Raw genomic sequence first — 19,064 nt, forward strand, 5'->3', positions numbered from 1 at the left:
TCCGGCCATTTCTATTACGGGTAGGCGGCACACAATCGGATTAGGAAAGGAAGAGAAATGTGAAGGAAAATAAGAAAAAAGGCTTTGTGAAGACGTTGAAAACATATCGGGTAGCCTATGTTTACATAGCACCGTTTTATATACTGTTCCTCATTTTTGGTCTATTCCCGATGGCGGCTGGCTTTGCACTGAGCTTCTTCCGCTGGGATGGACTCGGAGCCATGCACTTTCTGGGGTTAGGAAATTACTTTAACCTGTTTCAGGATCCGCTGTTCTGGAGGGCGTTGTCCAATACACTGCTCATCGGCATTATTGCGCATATCCCTATCCTGTTAGGGGGACTGGTATTGGCGTATATTTTGAATTCCAAGCTGGTCAGGGGACAGAACATTTTCAAGACAATTTATTTCATGCCCATGGTGACCAGTTCCGTTGCAATTTCCATCATCTTTCAGAATCTGTTTGGAAATAATTACGGACTGATCAATTATCTTTTAAGTTTTTTCGGAGAAGAGCCGGTAAACTGGCTTGCCGGAGACGGCTCGCTGATTCGTGTGGCCGTTATCATTATGTTTGCCTGGAAATGGGTTGGCTGGAATATGGTCATCTATCTGGCCGGAATGCAGGGAATCAGCAATGATATTTATGAAGCGGCACGGATTGACGGGGCGAATCATGGAAAACTGGTATTTTCTATCGTAATACCGCTTTTGAAGCCAATCATATTGTTTACATTGATCCAGTCCAGCATCGGTATGTTCAGTTTATTTACCGAGCCTTTCATCCTGACCGGAAGTAATTGGAGCGGCGGACCGAACAACGGCGGACTGACACTTATGATGTATTTGCTCAATAAAGCGCCTCAGGGTGGAAATGCCTATGGTTACGCATCCTCGATCGCTTATGTGATCACGCTTATCATCGTCATAATTTCAGTGATTTTGACCAAAGTGACAGAAGAGAAGGATGCTGTAAAGAGAAGAGGAGGGAGATAGCTTATGAAAACACTTTTAATCATGATCGCTGTAACAGCTGCTGTTTTAATCCTTTTATCTGTGATACATCCGATAGGAAAGAAAATTTCCCTTTATTTTATTCTGGGATTGATTGCACTTATTATGCTGCTTCCGTTTTATATGATGTTCGTCATGTCGACTCTTTCTACGAACGAAATATATTCCTTCCCGCCAATCGTGCAGTTTGGAAGCAATTTGATGACTAATTTCAAAAATATGACGGCGGCGGTCAATCTTCCGAGGGCTTTTTTGAACAGCTGTATCGTTACTTTTTCCTATACGTTTCTGGTGCTGCTCTTTTGCTCTATCGGAGGCTACGCATTTTCGGTCTATGATTTTCCGGGAAAAAACAAGCTGTTTGCCATCCTGCTCGGAACGATGATGGTCCCGGCTACGGCAGGTATAATCCCGTGGTTTATTATGATGAGTAAATTCGGATGGGTAAACAGCTATTATGCCTTGATCATTCCCGGCTGTGCCAATGCCTTTGGTATTTTCTGGATGAGACAGTATTGTCAGAACAATGTTCCCAAATCACTGATGGAGGCAGCGCGGATTGACGGCTGCAGTGAGTGGCTGATTTTCTTCCGGGTAATCGCGCCTATTCTGAAGCCGGCTTATGCGTCACTTGGAATAATGCAGTTCGTCAATATGTGGAATGAATTCATGCAGGCGCTGATTATCCTGCGTAAGGAGAAGCTGTATACGCTGCCGCTTCTGCTTCGTGCCATGGTATCGGACAGGGGGACGGATTACGGGGCATTGATGCTCGCAAGTACCTGTGCGGTACTGCCTCTTCTCATTTGCTTTTTATGTGCTTCAAAATTCTTTATGGATGGCCTTACAGCAGGTGCGGTAAAAGAATAACGGCTGCAGAAACATAGCGATGAAACGAAAAGAAAGGAGAATATTTATGAGTATGATTCTGGAAGGGGACAGACTGGTTCTTGGAACCTGTTATTATCCGGAGCATTGGCCGGAAAATTTATGGGAGGAAGATCTGCGGAGAATGCTTGGGACAGGGATTGAGGTCGTACGGATTGCCGAGTTCGCATGGAGCAAGGTAGAGTTAACGGAGGGAACATATTCGTTTGATTTCTTTGACCGGTTCCTGGATTTGGCGGAGAAAGTGGGGGTGAAAGTAATTTTTTGTACGCCCACAGCGACACCTCCGGCCTGGCTGACGGAGAAATATCCTGAGGTATTGAATGCGGATATGAACGGAGTGCTTTACCGCCACGGTGCAAGAAGGCACTATAATTATAATTCTCCGGTTTATCAGGAGAAAGCCGGGAAGATCACGACGGAACTGGCAGTACATTATGGTCCCAGAAAATGTATCATCGGATGGCAGATCGACAACGAGATCAACTGTGAGAAAAACGTCTTTTATTCCGAAAGCGATACAAAGGCATTTCGTCTTTTTCTTAAGGAAAAATATAATACGCTTGAGGGATTGAACGAGGCATGGGGCACAGCCTTCTGGAACCAGACCTATACGGACTGGGAGGAGGTGCATCTGCCAAGGCAGACCTACAGCAATTCAACCAATCCTCATGAGATGCTGGATTACCTCAGATTTATATCGGCCAGTGCGAGAAAGTTTGTCAAAAGACAAAGTGAAATAATACGTTTACATAAAAAACCAGAAGATTTCGTTACCACCAATGGGATTTTCGGACATCTGGATAATCATGAGATGGCGGATGAAAGCCTGGACTTCATGACCTACGATTCCTATCCGAACTTTGCCTATTGCCTGGATATGTACGAAGATGGTGATGAAAAGCTGCGCGATAGAAAGTGGAGCCGGAATCTGACGGAAGTGCGTTCCATATCGCCGGTCTTTGGAATTATGGAGCAGCAGTCCGGGGCCAATGGCTGGAATACTCATATGGAAGCGCCGGCGCCCAGGCCGGGACAGCTTACTCTGTGGACGCTGCAGTCCATTGCTCACGGAGCGGACTTTGTCAGCTATTTCAGATGGCGTACCTGTACCATGGGAACGGAGATTTACTGGCATGGTATTCTGGATTATTCCGGACGGGAGAATCGCCGGATCAAGGAAGTGCGTGAAGTACATGAAAAGATAAAGAAGCTGGGCATGGCAGCAGGCTCGGTGTATCAGGCACAGGTGGGCATACTGAAGGATTATGATAATGTGTGGGATGCGGAAGTGGATGCATGGCATCGGAGAGTGGAAAAGAGCAGTCAGGAAGCATTGTCTGCAGCGGCACAGAAGACGCATACTCCCTTTGATTATGTGTATTTGAAGGATGAAACGGAGTCGGAGAGACTGGCCAAATATAAGGTTCTCTTTTACCCGCATCCAACGCTTATTAATGAAAAACGGGCGGAAGTTCTGAAGAAATATGTGGCAGACGGAGGAACGCTTGTCTTTGGATGCAGAAGCGCTTATAAGGATATGACAGGAAAATGTGTGATGGCTAAGCTGCCGGGACTTCTGCGAGAACTGACCGGAACCGATATACTGGAGTATTCGTTCATTGCGCCGGACGCAGAAACTGTGAACGTGGACTGGGAGGGGAGCAGCTTTGCAGCCAGTGTCTTTACGGATTTACTGGAGCCCGTCGGAAATGCGGCAGAGTGTAAAGCGATATACACGACGGATTATTACGCGGGAGCAGGAGCGCTGATCAGTAACCGCTTTGGAAAGGGAGAGGCATGGTATTACGGTTCGGCTTGGAATGAGAGGTCCGCAAGAATCTTTCTTGAGAAGCTTGGTGTGGCAGCCCCCTATGCCGATGTGGTCACCGTGCCGGAATGTTGTGAAATTGCGGTAAGGAGCGGTGAGAAGGGATGCTGTATGTTCCTTTTGAATTACAAGAATGAGCCTATTGATATTACATTGCATAAAAAAGGAAAGGACCTTTATACGGGGCAGGAGATTATCGGCAGTCAGAAGCTGGAAGGCTATGGAACGATGGTAATCGAATTGCCGGAGTAAGGTAAGGGTGTTTAAGGAGCATGGACAGATTTTTATTTGGGGCGGCCTATTATGATGAATATATGCCCGTGGAGCGGCTGGAAGAGGATATGCGCCTGATGCGCGAGGCTGGCATCAATGTGATCCGGATTGCGGAATCCACTTGGGCCACGCAGGAGCCAGTTAGCGGAGAATTTGATTTCTCACACGTGGAGCGGGTACTGGAGGCGGCCGGAAGATATGACATCAGTGTCATAGTAGGGACGCCTACCTATGCCATTCCGCCCTGGCTTGCGTCCCAGAATCCCGAAATACTCGCCGTGACGGAACGGGGAAAGGAGAAATACGGGGCCAGACAGAATATGGACATTACAAGTCCTGCTTACCGTTATTATGCAGAGCGTATTATACGCAAGCTAATGGAATGCGTACAAAGGTACTCCAATGTTATCGGTTTTCAGCTGGATAATGAGACCAAACATTACCATACATCGGGGCCGAATGTACAACGTCTGTTCGTACGATATTTGAAGAAGACCTTTGGGGATGTTGAAGAAATGAATCGAGAATTTGGCTTTTCCTACTGGAGCAACCGGGTGGATGCTTGGGAGAATGTGCCCGATCCAACAGGTTCCATTAACGGGAGCTTCCGGGCGGAATTCGAAAAATTCAGAAGGCAGCTCGTTACTGAATTTCTGGAATGGCAGAGCGGAATCGTCAGGGAATATATAAGACAGGGACAGTTCATCACCCATAATCTGGATTTCGAATGGCGCAATTATACTTATGGAGTGCAGGCAGAGGCAGATCATAAGAAGGCAGTGCAGTGCCTCGACATTGCAGGCTGCGATATCTATCATCTGACACAGTCGAAGCTGACCGGAAAGGAAATCGCATTCGGAGGAGACCTGGTGCGAAGCTTAAAGCGCCGGAGTTATTTTGTACTGGAAACACAGGCACAAGGGCATGTGAACTGGACGCCTTATGACGGGCAGCTCCGGCTGCATGCGTTCAGCCATATAGCGAGCGGTGCTGCAGCTCTCATGTACTGGCACTGGCATTCGATTCATAATTCCTTTGAAACGTACTGGAAAGGGATATTGAGCCATGATCTGAAACCGAACAGGATCTACAGGGAGATATCAGGAATCGGTGCGGATATGGCAAGGATTGGTCCGTCGCTTATAAACTTGAAAAAGAAAAATCGCGCAGCGCTTTTAGTCAGCAATGAATCGCTGACCGGCCTGCGCGAATTCCCTCTGCCGGGAGGGGAGACGACATATAATGACGTGGTAAGGCGTTACTATGACGCTTTGTATGAGCTGAATGTGGAATGTGATATTTTATTCCCGGAGGATGCAGAGTATTTCGAACAGTATGAGCTGCTGGTAGTTCCTGTACTTTATAGCGCGCCCACCAAGCTGCTAACGGCTTTGTCTGATTTTGCGGAGAGGGGCGGACATCTTGTGGCGGCCTTCCGCAGCGGCTTTGCCAACGAGTTCTTAACAGTAAGACATGAGGGGCAGCCCGCTGTCCTGCAGAAATGTCTGGGTATCCGGTATGACGAGTTTACACAGCCGGACGATGTATGGCTGGCGGATCAGGTCTATGCGGCAGCGGCAAAAGAATGCAGTGCCACGGTTTTTATGGAGCTTGTGGAAACGGAAGGCGCAGATGTACTGGCACACTATGACCATCCGTTCTGGGGCAGATATGCGGCTGTGACAGAGCATGCTTTTGGAAAAGGCATGGCAACTTATGTGGCATGTCTGACTACGCCTGCTTACACAAAGGAAATTTTAAAAAGAGTACTGGAACAGACCGGAATATGGGGAATAGAGCAACAAGCAGCTTTTCCGGTCATCATACGAAACGGTGTGAATGAAACCGGCAGAAAGGTGCACTTTTACCTGAATTATTCAGAAAAAGAGATCAGGCAGCCTTATCTGCATGGAGATGGAAAGGAGCTTTTGAAAGAGGAAAGTGTGAAAAACGGACAGACTCTTGTATTGGAGGCGTGGGGAATTCGGATCGTTGTGGAATCCGAAGCCTGAATGCAGTAATAAAAATTAAAAATGAGTCGTCCGGAACAGATTTCCGGCCGGCTTATTTTTTTATCTTTCCTTTTGTGCGGTCCATAGTAAATAATCCATTGCAAAATCTAAAATATGAGTCTGCCCGGTGAGTGCAATACCGTTTTCCGTACTCTCATCTTTTTCGTATGCGGCACATATATTTTTCTAAGATGAAGAGAAAATGGAAAAGAGGCAAATGGTATGATTGAAGCTTTCATTCGTTTAGACAGCAGCATCCTATTATTTATACAAGACTTTCTGAGAAATAATACTTTAACATCAATTTTTATCTTTATCACCAACTTAGGAAACAGGGGATTTATATGGACGTTGATTTCTATCCTCCTTTTCGTTTTCCCCAAAACGAGAAAAATAGGCTGTATGGGAATGTGTGCCCTAATTTTGTCAATGATTATCAATAATATGGTGCTGAAAAATCTGGTGGAAAGAAGCAGACCGTTTGATACAATAACGACCCTTGTACCGCTTATCCATAAACCGGCAGATTTTTCCTTTCCATCCGGCCATACGGCCAGTGCATTTGCGGCAGGATACATATTTTACAGAAAGCTGCCTAAAAAAATAGGGATACCGATTCTTATACTGGCGTTTTTGATTGGTATATCGCGATTGTATTTAGGCGTTCATTATCCCAGCGATGTTATTGCGGGAATGCTTTGCGGGATAACGATTAGTTATATGGCAGAGGTGATAATTAATGCATTGTTTAAAGGCATGCACCGTTCTGAACATCCGAAGTAATTTTTTTGTTTTATGATATTATTGTTGACATTTACTGTAAAATGTGCATAATAATATTTATAGAGTACACGTGTACGCATGAAAAAATACATAAGTGCAGAGGCAAATTCAAGATATAAATGTTAATTAAGAATTTGCCATAAACCGCGGGTGCGTACACGTGGACGCACACGACACTATTATTCAGGAGGTATAGAAATGAAAAAGCTATTAAGTATCGTATTGGCTGTGACTATGGTATCTTCCCTGTTAGCAGGATGCGGAAGTAATAGTACGGCGGAGACAACCACCGGAGAGAAAGCGGAGACAACGCAGACAGAAACCGCGGCCGGTGATGAGGCAAAGGCCGGGACAGGGGATAAGGTTACGCTTAAGTTCTGGAATGTGTTTACGGGTTCGGACGGAGACATTCTCCGCGAGATCGTAGATAACTACAATAAGACGAATACAGATAACATCAAGATCGAGATGGATATCATGCCCAATGATGTTTTGCAGCAAAAACTTCCGGCATCGATAGCAACTGGAACCGCACCGGATATTGTCCTGTTCGGCGTGGAAAATATCGCTCCTTATGTAAGCAACGATTCGTTGGAGGATATCAGCGATTTCTGGGAGAAGGAAGGCGTGGACAAAAGCAACTTTCTGGAAAATGTAACCGAGCTGTCCTACGTGGAGGGTAAGCTTTACGGAACACCTATGCAGTATAATGTTTCTTATCTGTATTGGAATAAGGACTTATTTGAGGCAGCAGGCCTGGACCCCGATACGCCTCCGGCAACAATGGATGAGCTTGCGGAATATGCACAAAAGCTTACGGATACTTCCAAAAATCAATATGGCCTTGCATTGCCGACAAACACAACGTATATGCAGTTCCTTTGGGCAAACGGCGGAGATGCCAATGACCCTTCGGAGAATAAGAATTTATTAGATTCTCAGGAAAACCTAAAGACCTTGGAATATCTGCAGGATCTGGCATTCAATAAGAAGGTAACTCCGGAGAACATAACTGGTTCCGATGCGGACGTTATGCTTCAGGCCGGTCAGATTGCCATGTACATGAGCGGGCCGTGGCAGATCAACGGACTGAGAGCACAGGGAATTAATTTCGGTATTGCACCATGTGTGTCAGGTACCGCAGGCGCCTTTTCACCCGCAGGAGGATGCAGCTATGTAATTCCGAAAGGAACCGGCGAGGCAGAAAAGGAAGCGGCATATAAATTCATGAAGTATTGGCTGAGCGATGAAATTTTAAAGGAATGGTCACAGAGAAACGGATTCCCGGTATGGTCGAAAACTTTGGCAGAGGATCCTGAGATTCAAAGCGATGAGGTGTTGAATTCGATTTCCAAAGCAACGGAAATAGGACGTTCCTATAATCTGGGATATTCTCTTGCAAGCCAGATAGATAACGATGTCATGATCCCAATGTTTGAAAAGATAATTACGGGTGCAGGAACGCCGGAAGCTGTTCTTAAGGAAGCATCTTCCGCCATGGATACGGTGCTCGCGCAGTAGAGGTCGAGTAGTATATTGATTCCCAAGAATCCTGACAGACTTGTCAGGATTCTTCTCCTCAAGGCTGTGAGCGGTAAAGTATGTATTATTTCAGTTCTGTTCCGGCCCTTAAGAAGTCAGAGACCGGAAAGCTGCAATTTATAAAGGAGTATAAGTGATGAATAAAAAGAAAAAAAGCAGACTTCAATATCAGAGAAGTGCCTACCTCTTTATCCTGCCATCCATGCTGATTCTCACAGTATTTGTCTTTGTTCCCCTTGGTGCTTCATTGATCATCAGTTTGTTGAATATGAATATTTTTATGAATGATATTTCTTTCGCAGGAATGAAAAACTTTGTCAGGCTATTTAAGGATAGCAGAGTAAATAGTGCTACCTTTAACAGCCTTTACTTTGCCCTGTTCGAAGTGCCTCTGCAGATAGGACTCGCCCTTTTGTTCAGCTTGTTTGTTGCGAAGAATAACCGGTATACAAGAGCGCTGAGAACTATTTATTATTTGCCTTTTGTCTGTTCCATGACTGCCATAGGTATTGTATGGTCAATGCTCCTGGATCCGAATATGGGACTGGTTCCCTATCTGCTCAGGCTGACAGGGGCAGGAAGCGTTTCCTTTTTGAAAGATCCGGCGCTTGCGATGCCCACTATTATTGCGGTCAGCGCATGGAAAGGCTTTGGATATACATTGACGCTGATAACGGCAGCCGTGCTTAACGTATCGGCATCCCTTTATGAGGCGGCGGAGATAGACGGCGCTAATTTATTCCGGAAATTCATACATATTACTATTCCCGGCATATGGCCTACCGTCAGTTTCTGTATTGTAACTACGATGATCAGCGCATTGCAGATGTTTGATCAGGCTTATGTAATGACTCAGGGAGGTCCGTTAAATAAGACGGAAACCGTGGTGCAGTATATTTACGACAGAGGATTTCAGACGGCACCCTATGATTTGGGATATGCGTCCGCCATTTCCGTGTATCTGTTTATAATTATAGCTGTCATAACCTTTGTACTTAGAAGATTTGTATTGGAGAGGGGAGGCGAATAGGTTGAAGAAACAAGCTTTTTATGCAAATAAGAAAAAATGGAACTTGGGAAAGCTGATGGGATTCCTTCTCACCTTTGGCATGGTTATTTTAGTATTGGTGCCTATTATATGGCTGTTTGTATCCTCCTTTAAGACAGACAGCGGAGTGATAGCCTATCCGCCTCACTTTTTTCCTACGGAGTGGACCTTTTCCCAATATCGATATGTGACTGAGAGCATTCCCATCTTTTCAATGACCAAAACGACCATATTTTTTGCAGGAGGCGTGACCATATTGAGTGTCTTATTCGATTCGATGGCCGGTTATGCTTTTGCAAGATTAAATTTTAGAGGCTCTAAGCTGCTTTTTTCCATTATATTGCTTACCATGATGGTTCCGTTCCAGATCATTATGACACCTCTCTATATTGAAATTTTTAAATTAAAGCTTTTGGATACTTATTTAGGACTGATTCTGCCCAGAGCTACCAGCGCTTTTGGTATTTATATGATGCGTTCGTTTTTTGCAGGTCTTCCGAAATCACTTGAAGAATCCGGAAGAATAGAAGGAATGGGAGAATTCCGGATATTTCGCTCGCTGATGCTGCCGTTATGCAAGCCGGCGCTTATAAGTCTGGGTATCTTCCACTTTATGAATAATTGGAACGATTTACTTTATCCGCTGATGCTGACCAGTTCATCCGATAAAAGGACTTTATCGGCTGGCCTTGCGGTACTTGTAGGTAATAAAGTGATCAAATACGGGCCTACGCTTGCGGCGACCATGATATCCCTGATTCCTCTTCTGATTCTCTATCTGTTCTGCCAGAGATATTTTGTGGAGGGAATTGCCACGGCAGGGACAAAGGAATAAAATGCGAAATCATGCTTACATAAAAGGCTGTGTCGCAAAAGTAAAAGATACTGAAAGGAGTATAGTTTTAAACATGAAAGCAACAGTAATCGTTAACAAAGATTTTAGTAAGGGGAAAATAGATAAGAGAATCTACAGCTCCTTTGTAGAACATATGGGTAGGGTGGTCTATTCGGGAATCTATGAGCCGGGGCATAAAAGCGCAGACGAGGATGGCTTCCGGCAGGATGTACTTGAGAAGGTAAAAGAACTGGGAGTGACCGGAATTCGTTATCCGGGAGGTAATTTTGTATCCTGTTATGACTGGAGAGACGGAGTGGGTCCTGTAGAGAAACGTCCAAGGCGTCTGGAAATAGCCTGGAGAGCGATAGAGACTAATGAATTCGGCACCAACGAGTTCATGAAGTGGGCAAAAAAGGCGGGAATAGAGCCTATATTTGCCGTAAATCTCGGAACCAAGGGAATCGAAAATGCAGTTTCCTTAGTGGAATACTGCAATATAAAAGGGGGAACCTTGTACAGCGATATGCGAAAAGGGCATGGCGTGGAAGAACCTTATGGAATAGGACTCTGGTGTCTGGGAAATGAAATGGACGGAGACTGGCAGATAGGACATAAGCAGGCAGAGGAATATGGACGTTTGGCGCAGGAAACGGCAAAGGCGATGAAGCAGGTGGACAGCAGCATTCAATTGGTATCCTGCGGAAGTTCCAAATCCGACATGCAGACATATCCCGACTGGGAAGCGACAACCTTAAACTATACCTATGATTATGTAGATTACGTTTCGCTTCATCAATACTACGGAAATCAGGAAAAGGGGACGCCGTTTTTCCTGGCGCAGTCACTGGATATGGAGAACTATATTAAGACTGTGATTGGGACCTGTGATTTTGTAAAAGCGAAAAAGCGCTCGGAAAAGGAGTTGTATATCAGTTTCGACGAATGGGGAGTATGGTCCATTCCGGATACAGAGGTGGCATCGCAGGTGCATGAGGAGGCTTGGGAAGTGGCGCCCCACCTTAGTGAGCAGATTTATTCGCTGGAAGATTCCCTGCTTTTTGCAAGTATGATGATGAACTTTCTGAAATATGCAGACCGTATTAAGGTTGCCTGTCAGTCATTGCTCACGAATATCAGTGCGGCAATCATGACAGAGCGTGGAGGAGATGTATGGGTGCAGCCGGTTTTCTATCCTTTTTCATGGATGGCCGGATACGGACATGGAGAAGTGCTGCGGGATGTCCTGCACTGTCCGGCATATTTTTGTGACGGATTTGGTGAGGTTCCATATGTAGATGAGGTAACTGTTTATAATGAAGAAAAGAGAGAGGCCGTATTGTTTGCGGTAAATCGCGGCGAAGAGGAAGCGGTCTCGCTTACGGTCTGTCTTCAGGGGTTTGAACCGCAGAGAGTGACAGAACATCTGGCGCTAAGTCACCGGAACAAAAAGGCCACGAATCTTGTAAATCATGAAGAAGTAAAGCCGTATCATGTAACGGATAACATACTGGAACGGGATGAGGTGATCTTAACTATGGAGCCGCTTTCCTTCCATATGATAAGGATAGAAGTGAAATAAAAGCAAAAGCATGAGTTACTGTGAAGGTCGTGAACAGTAACCTTAAAGCCTGAGGCCGTAGTAAGATTCTCTAAAAGAATTTTTGCAACGGCCTCTTTTTATGCTATACTCTAAGAAAGAATGAGCGTAATGGAGGTTCTGCCAAAGATGGGAATTACAACGAAAGAACTTGCAAAAATATGCGGTGTTTCAAGAACCACAGTCCATCGGGCATTGACGGATACGGGAAGAATTAATCCGCAGACGAAGGACGCGATATTAAAGGCCGCCAAGGACTATGATTACAGACCGGACCTTTTGGCGAGAGGGCTTGTAAAGGGACAGACCTTTTACATAGGAGTTATCGTGCTCGATGTGAATAACCGGTACTTTGCGCAAATGCTCAATGCTATTGAAATGGAAGCCAGAAAACACGGCTATTTTATTAATATCGCTCTGCATGAGAACAATAAAGCGATGGAAAAGGAACAGATAATAAGGCTGGCGGATTACCGTGTGGATGGTATGATTCTTTCTTCTGTTAATCAGGGACAAGAGTATAAGGATTTTTTAAATAGCTTTGACATTCCTATTGTAACAATAGACAATAAGGTTGCTGAGGGAATTCCCTTCGTTGGGATCAAGGAGAGGGAAGCCGCCAGAGAAGCAGTACGGCGGATATTGGAAAAAGGATATGAGAAGATGGTATTCGTCTGCCCACCTCTTTCTGACCGCTATAAGGAAAATATTTATGTACATGAGCAGCGGCTTGAAGGCTTTAACGAGGCCATGCGTCAATATCCGGACAGGGAGGCAGTTGTTATTGATAAGAAAGATAACCTTAAGCTGTGTGCCGGCCAGCTGGAGGACTCGAAACGTACCGCCTTTTTCTGCTCCGGAGATATCTTCGCCCTTGAATTAATGAAATATTTGAAATCAAAAGGACTGGCCTCACCTGCGGATTATGGAATCATGGGTTTCGACAATATCGATACTCTGGAATACGTTACCCCAAGGCTTTCAACTATTGATAATTCGGCAGAGCAGGTAGCCACCACTGCCGTGAATCTCCTTTTTGAATTAATTAATAAAGAAAAAACCGAGACGAAAAGGATATTGGATTTTGCTATAGTAGAGGGAGAAACCATAACTGCGCAGGCAGAGACATGATAAATGGGAGGAATGCATATGGATGAAGTTGACAGAAAAATATTAATCGCGCTTAGGGAGAATTCCCGCCGATCGGCTACGGATATCAGTAAAAGGGTCAATCTTTCAGTTGCCGCTGTAATCGAACGGATTAATAAAATGGAAAATATCGGGATTATTCAGCAGTATACGCTTGTTGTGAATCAGCATAAGATAGGAAACGATGTTATGGCGCTTATGGAGGTCAGTCTGGAACATCCCAAATATTATGACGAATTTACGGATAAAATGAAAAGCATGGAGGATATAGAAGCATGCCATTACGTTACGGGAGATTATGATTTTATGATTAAAATCAATACCCGCTCTTCGGAAGAACTGGAATTGCTGCACAGGAAAATAAAAAGTATTAGGGGAGTGTCTGGTACAAAAACATTTTTTGTATTGAAGGAGATAAAAAACACTTTGGCTCCGGTTCCCGAAGTGAAAAAAATTTAGCCGAATGCATATTTTTAGCATATACACAATAAAAATTAAAATGAAAAGTAAATATTTAAATAAATATTATCGTAATTTTTATAAATATTTACAAAAATTATTGTCAGGGATATAATTACAATCATAATAATATAAGCTTTACAACAACGCATTTGAGGACAGAGAGGTCTTTTCTCACATGCGTTTTTTTTGAAAAAATAATTTTGCAAATAGAACAATGAGGGCGGATGGCATATTTGCGGAAAGAAGGTCAGGATGGAAAATCTGGGATATTATAATGGAATATTTGGATTGATTGAAGAAATGGTGATCCCAATGAATGACAGAGTTCATTTTTTTGGTGATGGGGTATATGATGCAACTTTCAGCGCAAATCATGTGGTTTATTTGATAGAAGAGCATATTGACCGTTTTTTTAACAGTGCGGAACAGATCAAAATCACTATTCCACATACAAAAGCAGAGGTAAAAGCTATTTTAGAGGAAATGGCAGCTATGGTGGAGGCGGAGGAATCGTTTGTCTATTGGCAGGTGACAAGAGGTACTGCGCCCAGGAATCATGCATTTCCGGACACAAAGGCAAATTTCTGGATCACAGTAACGCCCTTTGAACTGCGCAATATAAAGGAACGTATGGCATTGACGGCAATGGAAGATACAAGGCATCTTCATTGCAATATAAAGACACTGAATCTGCTGCCCAGTGTAATGGCTTCTCAGAAGGCATCTGAGGAGGAGTGTCAGGAAACAGTATTTTACAGGGGAGATATTGTGACTGAGTGTGCACACAGCAATGTATCTATATTAAAAGACGGGATGTTAAAAACGCATCCTAATGATCGATATATTTTACCGGGTATTGCGAAGTCGCATTTAATCATGGCCTGCAAGGCACTAAAGATACCGGTGGACGAAACAGCCTTTACGATGAGCGAAATGGAAGCGGCCGATGAAATTATTGTTACAAGCTCAAGCAATTTCTGCTCTGCGGTAAAAACGCTGAAGGGGAGACCGGTGGGCGGAAAAGCACCAAAGTTAATTGAGGTGATTCAGGATTATCTCGTTGCAGAATTCCGTGTTTACTGCGGGTTAGAGTGAGGTTGGCTATGATTGCAGAAGAAGTGGCAGAATTAAACATCGGAGAAGACTTGGACCAGTTAATCAATTTAGATCCCAGAGGCTACGGCGTTTGCAGAATCCTCTATAAAGGTACACGGGAATATATGGGAGAGCCTGCTGTCATGAAGTGTGCAAAAAAATTACAAAATGTACTCAGACAGGAGGATATAGTGTACATTATTACCGGATTTGTTCTTTTGCCCCACAGGCATGCGGAGACAGACGGGATTATCGGAGCTATGCTGTTAGCGAGGATGCTTGTGAGGGCATATGGTGCAAAGCCTGTGATTATCTGCCCTGAGGAATGTAAGAATGCCGTGCAGAGTCTTTCCAGTGTTGTGGGTCTTCATCTGTATGATGGATACATGGAAATCAAAAGCATGCCGATTGCCGTAGGGCGTATTATCTTTACGAAGGAGGAAGAAAAAGCAGAAGAACAGGCAGCAGAAATTCTGCATGAGCTTCCTCCCAAAGCGGTAATTGCCATTGAGGCACCGGGGGCCAATTCAAAAGGAGTATACCATACGGCGAAGGGACTCGATGTGACGGAGCTGGAGGCAAAGACCGATGTTTTGTTCCGCAGGTGCAAGGAAGCGGGTGTTTTAAATATTGCAATAGGAGATCTGGGAAACGAATTGGGGATGGGCACGCTGAAAAAGCATTTGCAAAAATATGTGCCTTACATGGAAGAAAACGGATGCGTTTGCGGATGCCAAGGCGGGTGTAGCGCTTCGGAGGCAGCAGATTACATAATAACCACGACCATATCCCATTGGGGCGCAGAGGCTCTTATCGCGGCTACCGCATGGCTGTTTAAACAGCCGGAGCTTATTCATGCCGGAGATTTGGAAAAAGAGGCTATAAAGACAGCGTCTAACTGCGGCATGGTAGATATGTACGGCTGGGTGGATTATGCGATTGACGGAATAGGAATGGAGTTCCATTTGTATCTGCTGGAGATTATGCGCCAATGTGTGGTGAATTCACTGCGTCATTTTACGATGTGCGGGGAATGGTTTGAAAAAGTTATCGATAAAAAATTCTTTGAGATATAAAGACTATGAAAAAAGCATGGGTATAAATATGGATGAAATAATTTTTTCGGCGGTAGGAGAACAGGGAATTGCCGTTTTGTTTGAACAGAAAATCAGTGAAGAGACAAACGGCAAGATCCGTTTTCTGATGGAGAAGCTGCGAAAAAGAAAAGAAATCCGGGAAATGATTCCGGCATTCTGCTCCCTGCTGGTATTCTATGATTGCCGGAAAATCAGCTATAGCAGAATGAAAAGAATCCTGGAAAAAGAAGCTGCCGGTCTTTTGGCGGTAAAGTCCGGTCAAAAGAAAATTCATATTATTCCGGTGTGCTACGGCGACACTTTTGGAGAGGATATTGGTTATGTTTCGGAATATACCGGGCTGAAAGAAGAGGAAATTATACGGCTTCACTGTGGACGGGATTATCTGATCTATATGTTAGGATTTCTTCCTGGATTTGCTTATCTGGGGGGACTGGATGAACGTATTTTCTGTCCCAGGCTGGAAAGTCCGAGAACGCGTATTATGGCAGGCAGTATTGGTATAGGGGGAGAGCAGACGGGAATTTATCCTCTGGACTCTCCGGGAGGATGGCGGTTGATTGGAAAAACGCCCCTGCGGCCCTATGATGTACACCGCAATCCACCTATTTTGTATAAAATGGGGGATTATATCCGTTTTCAGTCTGTTACAAGGGATGAGTATGATGAGATTTCGGCAAAAGTGGAACAGGGGATATATAGGCACCGTTATATAACGCAATGAAGAGGAGGCTCGTATGGACAAACGGATACAGTTGGATGTTTTGGAACCGGGACTGATGACAACAGTACAGGATGCGGGCAGATACGGCTATCAGGCAAGTGGTTTTTCCGTCTCCGGATGCATGGACCTAAATGCTATGCAGGAAGCTAATTTCCTGTTGAATAATCCGGTGGGAGAAGCTGTTTTGGAAATGATTTACATGGGCGGCACTTTCCGCTTTTCTTGTGATACTTTTTTTTCTCTTACGGGAGCCGATATGTCTCCGCTTTTGAATGAAAAGGAAATCCCTTGTTATCAGGCAATACAAGCAAAGGCCGGAGATCTGTTAAGATGTCGTACAGCCCGAAACGGCAGGTATGGATATCTTTCCGTGGCAGGAGGATTTCTGATTTCCGAGGTACTTGGAAGCAAGTCGACTCATCTAAAATGTGCAGTAGGAGGCTTTCGGGGCAGAAAGCTGGAGAAGGGGGATATTCTTCTTCTGTGTACAGAGACAAAGCGTCTGTTAAATCTAGAACAAAAGGAAATCTTTCACGGTGATTATCTTCCGGAAATAAACGTCCGTGTGGTTCCCGGTCCGCAGTATGGCCATTTTACTGAGGAAGGGATACGGACATTCGGGAACGAAAAATATGTTGTTTCGGGGGAATCTGACCGAATGGGATATCGGCTGGAAGGACCAGCCGTCAGTTGCCGTGATAAAGCCGATATCATATCTGACGGAATCGCAGAGGGCTCTGTTCAGGTTCCTTCCGGTGGAAAGCCAATGGTTTTGCTGGCCGACCGTCAGACCACTGGAGGGTATGCCAAAATAGGAACGGTGATTGCGGTTGATCTGCCTCAGCTCGTGCAGTGTATGCCGGGCACCGCCGTGCGTTTTTCCTGGGTGACGGTAGAAGAAGCACAAGTCTTATACCGGAAAGATAAGAGAGAGAAGAGACGTATGATGAGACGGACAGGGTACTGTCCTCAAAATATGGGTTATTTAGAAAGAATACGCAGGGGGAGCTTATGAAGAATAGTTTGATATCGCCGGCGAGTGTGCGTTTGCAAATTAGGGAGGGAAAGCTGAAAGAACCTACTTCCGGACTTTGCCCGGGCTATGCGCAAGCAAATCTGGTAGTGCTGCCTCAAAAGTATGCATATGACTTTTTGTTATTCGCACAGAGGAATCCAAAGCCCTGTCCACTTTTGGAGGTTAGCGATACCGGGAGCAGATTTTTGAAAAAAATTGCATACAATGCGGATATAGCAACGGATATTCCGAAATACCGTGTTTATGAAAATGGCAAATTAACAGGTGAATATTTGGACATAGTTCCGTTCTGGCGTGATGATCTTGTAAGCTTCCTGATTGGCTGCAGCTTTTCTTTTGAATCGGAGCTGACAGGGGCGGGAATTGAGATGCGTCATAACACGGAACATTGCAATGTGCCAATGTACCTGACAAATATCCCTTGTGTTCCGGCGGGATCGTTTCACGGTAATATGGTCGTGAGTATGAGACCTATTCCCTATGAGCAGGTAGTGAAGGCGGTAACTGTGACATCTGCAATACCCAGAGTGCATGGAGCGCCGGTACATATAGGCTGTCCGGAAGCAATTGGAATTGGCAGTTTGGATCAGCCTGATTTCGGGGATGCGGTAACGGTGAAAGAAGGAGAAGTTCCTGCATTCTGGGCATGCGGCGTAACACCCCAGGCTGCGGTTATGGCTTCCGGGACAGAGTTTTGTATTACGCATGCACCGGGACATATGCTGATTACGGATATGAAAAATATTTGTTTAAAAGAATAGGTGGAATATTATGAACAGGATTGATTTGAATTGTGACTTGGGAGAGAGCTTCGGCACCTACATAATAGGAATGGATGAACGCGTGATTCCGCTCATTTCATCTGCTAACATTGCTTGCGGCTTTCATGCCTCAGACCCTCTCGTGATGTCAAATACGGTGGTTTTGTGTAAAAAATACGGTGTCGCTGTTGGTGCGCATCCCGGATTTCCGGATTTGTCCGGTTTCGGCCGGCGCAATATGAACGTTTCTTTGGCGGAGGCAAAAACAATGGTACAGTATCAAATCGGAGCCTTAGATGCATTCTGCCAATCCGAGAAGATAACGCTGCAGCATGTAAAGCTCCACGGGGCTTTGTACAATATGGCCGGCAAAGACTATGAGCTGGCGAGAGCTGTCTGCGAAGGCGTCCGTGCGGTGAACAGGGATTTGGTCATGCTTGTATTGGCGGGAAGCCAGATGAAGAAGGCGGCAGACGATCTTGGTATGAAGGCAGCGGAAGAAGTTTTCGCTGACAGAGCCTATGAGGAGGATGGATCTCTGGTGGCAAGAGCAAAGCCCGGAGCAATGATCACAGATGAGAAGTTTGCAATTGAAAGAGTGCTTACAATGGTGCTGGAACATAGGGTGACATCGGCAAGTGGCAGGAAAATACCGATCAATGCAGATAGTGTGTGTGTCCACGGAGACGGAGAGAAGGCATTTGTCTTTGCTAAGAGTCTTAGGAAGGCACTTGAAGAGAGTGGGATTAACGTATGTGCTTTTGGTACACCCTAATCGCATTCATGCAAAAAATATGGCAAATTAAATTAAAGTATTGCTTTTTTAAAAGCATGTGTTATAATGTGCGTTATACAAAGGTGTTAACCATATATTTGGTTGCACCTTTTTTTGTGTAATTAAGAAAGTGCGCCTAT

Annotated in this window: 17 protein-coding genes; all 17 read left to right on the forward strand. The window is 44.8% G+C overall.

The genetic code is table 11. From position 1 onward, the window contains the following. Positions 1 to 59 precede the first annotated feature (59 nt). Complete coding sequence (locus tag V6984_RS03470) at positions 60 to 995, forward strand: sugar ABC transporter permease (protein ID WP_342758415.1); 936 nt, start codon at positions 60 to 62, stop codon at positions 993 to 995. 3 nt (positions 996 to 998) lie between these two features. Then, a complete protein-coding gene (locus V6984_RS03475) occupies positions 999 to 1,883 on the forward strand; it encodes a carbohydrate ABC transporter permease (protein WP_342758416.1) in 885 nt (294 codons plus the stop codon). Positions 1,884 to 1,929: 46 nt separating this feature from the next. Then, complete coding sequence (locus V6984_RS03480; protein ID WP_342758417.1) at positions 1,930 to 3,984, forward strand: beta-galactosidase; 2,055 nt, start codon at positions 1,930 to 1,932, stop codon at positions 3,982 to 3,984. Positions 3,985 to 4,004: 20 nt separating this feature from the next. Continuing rightward, positions 4,005 to 6,017: a beta-galactosidase gene (locus V6984_RS03485; protein ID WP_342758418.1), complete on the forward strand. Its 2,013-nt coding sequence runs from the start codon at positions 4,005 to 4,007 to the stop codon at positions 6,015 to 6,017. Between the two features lie 429 nt (positions 6,018 to 6,446). Next, positions 6,447 to 6,800 (forward strand): phosphatase PAP2 family protein, encoded by a 354-nt coding sequence (locus tag V6984_RS03490; protein WP_342758419.1) that lies wholly within the window; start codon positions 6,447 to 6,449, stop codon positions 6,798 to 6,800. 198 nt (positions 6,801 to 6,998) lie between these two features. After that, the gene (locus V6984_RS03495) at positions 6,999 to 8,321 is read left to right on the forward strand and encodes an ABC transporter substrate-binding protein (RefSeq protein ID WP_342758420.1); all 1,323 of its coding nucleotides are present in this window, start codon (positions 6,999 to 7,001) and stop codon (positions 8,319 to 8,321) included. A gap of 157 nt (positions 8,322 to 8,478) precedes the next feature. Beyond that, the gene (locus V6984_RS03500) at positions 8,479 to 9,372 is read left to right on the forward strand and encodes a sugar ABC transporter permease (protein WP_342758421.1); all 894 of its coding nucleotides are present in this window, start codon (positions 8,479 to 8,481) and stop codon (positions 9,370 to 9,372) included. Between the two features lies 1 nt (position 9,373). Beyond that, the gene (locus tag V6984_RS03505) at positions 9,374 to 10,225 is read left to right on the forward strand and encodes a carbohydrate ABC transporter permease (protein ID WP_342758422.1); all 852 of its coding nucleotides are present in this window, start codon (positions 9,374 to 9,376) and stop codon (positions 10,223 to 10,225) included. A gap of 73 nt (positions 10,226 to 10,298) precedes the next feature. Beyond that, complete coding sequence (locus V6984_RS03510) at positions 10,299 to 11,807, forward strand: alpha-N-arabinofuranosidase (RefSeq protein ID WP_342758423.1); 1,509 nt, start codon at positions 10,299 to 10,301, stop codon at positions 11,805 to 11,807. Between the two features lie 147 nt (positions 11,808 to 11,954). Continuing rightward, positions 11,955 to 12,956, forward strand: coding sequence for a LacI family DNA-binding transcriptional regulator (locus tag V6984_RS03515; RefSeq protein WP_342758424.1), 1,002 nt, complete (start codon positions 11,955 to 11,957; stop codon positions 12,954 to 12,956). An 18-nt stretch (positions 12,957 to 12,974) separates the two neighbouring features. After that, a complete protein-coding gene (locus V6984_RS03520) occupies positions 12,975 to 13,433 on the forward strand; it encodes an Lrp/AsnC family transcriptional regulator (RefSeq protein WP_342758425.1) in 459 nt (152 codons plus the stop codon). Positions 13,434 to 13,688: 255 nt separating this feature from the next. Then, positions 13,689 to 14,531 carry an aminotransferase class IV gene (locus tag V6984_RS03525; RefSeq protein ID WP_342758426.1) on the forward strand — a complete coding sequence of 281 codons (843 nt, stop codon included), beginning with the start codon at positions 13,689 to 13,691 and terminating at the stop codon, positions 14,529 to 14,531. Positions 14,532 to 14,539: 8 nt separating this feature from the next. Continuing rightward, complete coding sequence (locus V6984_RS03530; protein WP_342758427.1) at positions 14,540 to 15,607, forward strand: DUF4392 domain-containing protein; 1,068 nt, start codon at positions 14,540 to 14,542, stop codon at positions 15,605 to 15,607. Positions 15,608 to 15,635: 28 nt separating this feature from the next. Next, the gene (gene pxpB, locus V6984_RS03535) at positions 15,636 to 16,352 is read left to right on the forward strand and encodes a 5-oxoprolinase subunit PxpB (RefSeq protein ID WP_342758428.1); all 717 of its coding nucleotides are present in this window, start codon (positions 15,636 to 15,638) and stop codon (positions 16,350 to 16,352) included. Positions 16,353 to 16,365: 13 nt separating this feature from the next. Beyond that, positions 16,366 to 17,367 (forward strand): biotin-dependent carboxyltransferase family protein, encoded by a 1,002-nt coding sequence (locus V6984_RS03540; protein WP_342758429.1) that lies wholly within the window; start codon positions 16,366 to 16,368, stop codon positions 17,365 to 17,367. Then, on the forward strand, positions 17,364 to 18,149 hold the full coding sequence (locus V6984_RS03545; RefSeq protein WP_342758430.1) for a putative hydro-lyase: 786 nt from the start codon (positions 17,364 to 17,366) through the stop codon (positions 18,147 to 18,149). The genes V6984_RS03540 and V6984_RS03545 overlap by 4 nt, the downstream gene beginning before the upstream one ends. A gap of 10 nt (positions 18,150 to 18,159) precedes the next feature. Continuing rightward, entirely contained in the window at positions 18,160 to 18,924 is a 765-nt protein-coding gene (locus V6984_RS03550) for a 5-oxoprolinase subunit PxpA (protein ID WP_342758431.1), read from the forward strand. Positions 18,925 to 19,064 lie beyond the last annotated feature (140 nt).

The organism is Kineothrix sp. IPX-CK, assembly GCF_039134705.1.
In the GTDB taxonomy this organism is placed as follows: Bacteria; Bacillota; Clostridia; order Lachnospirales; family Lachnospiraceae; genus Kineothrix; species Kineothrix sedimenti.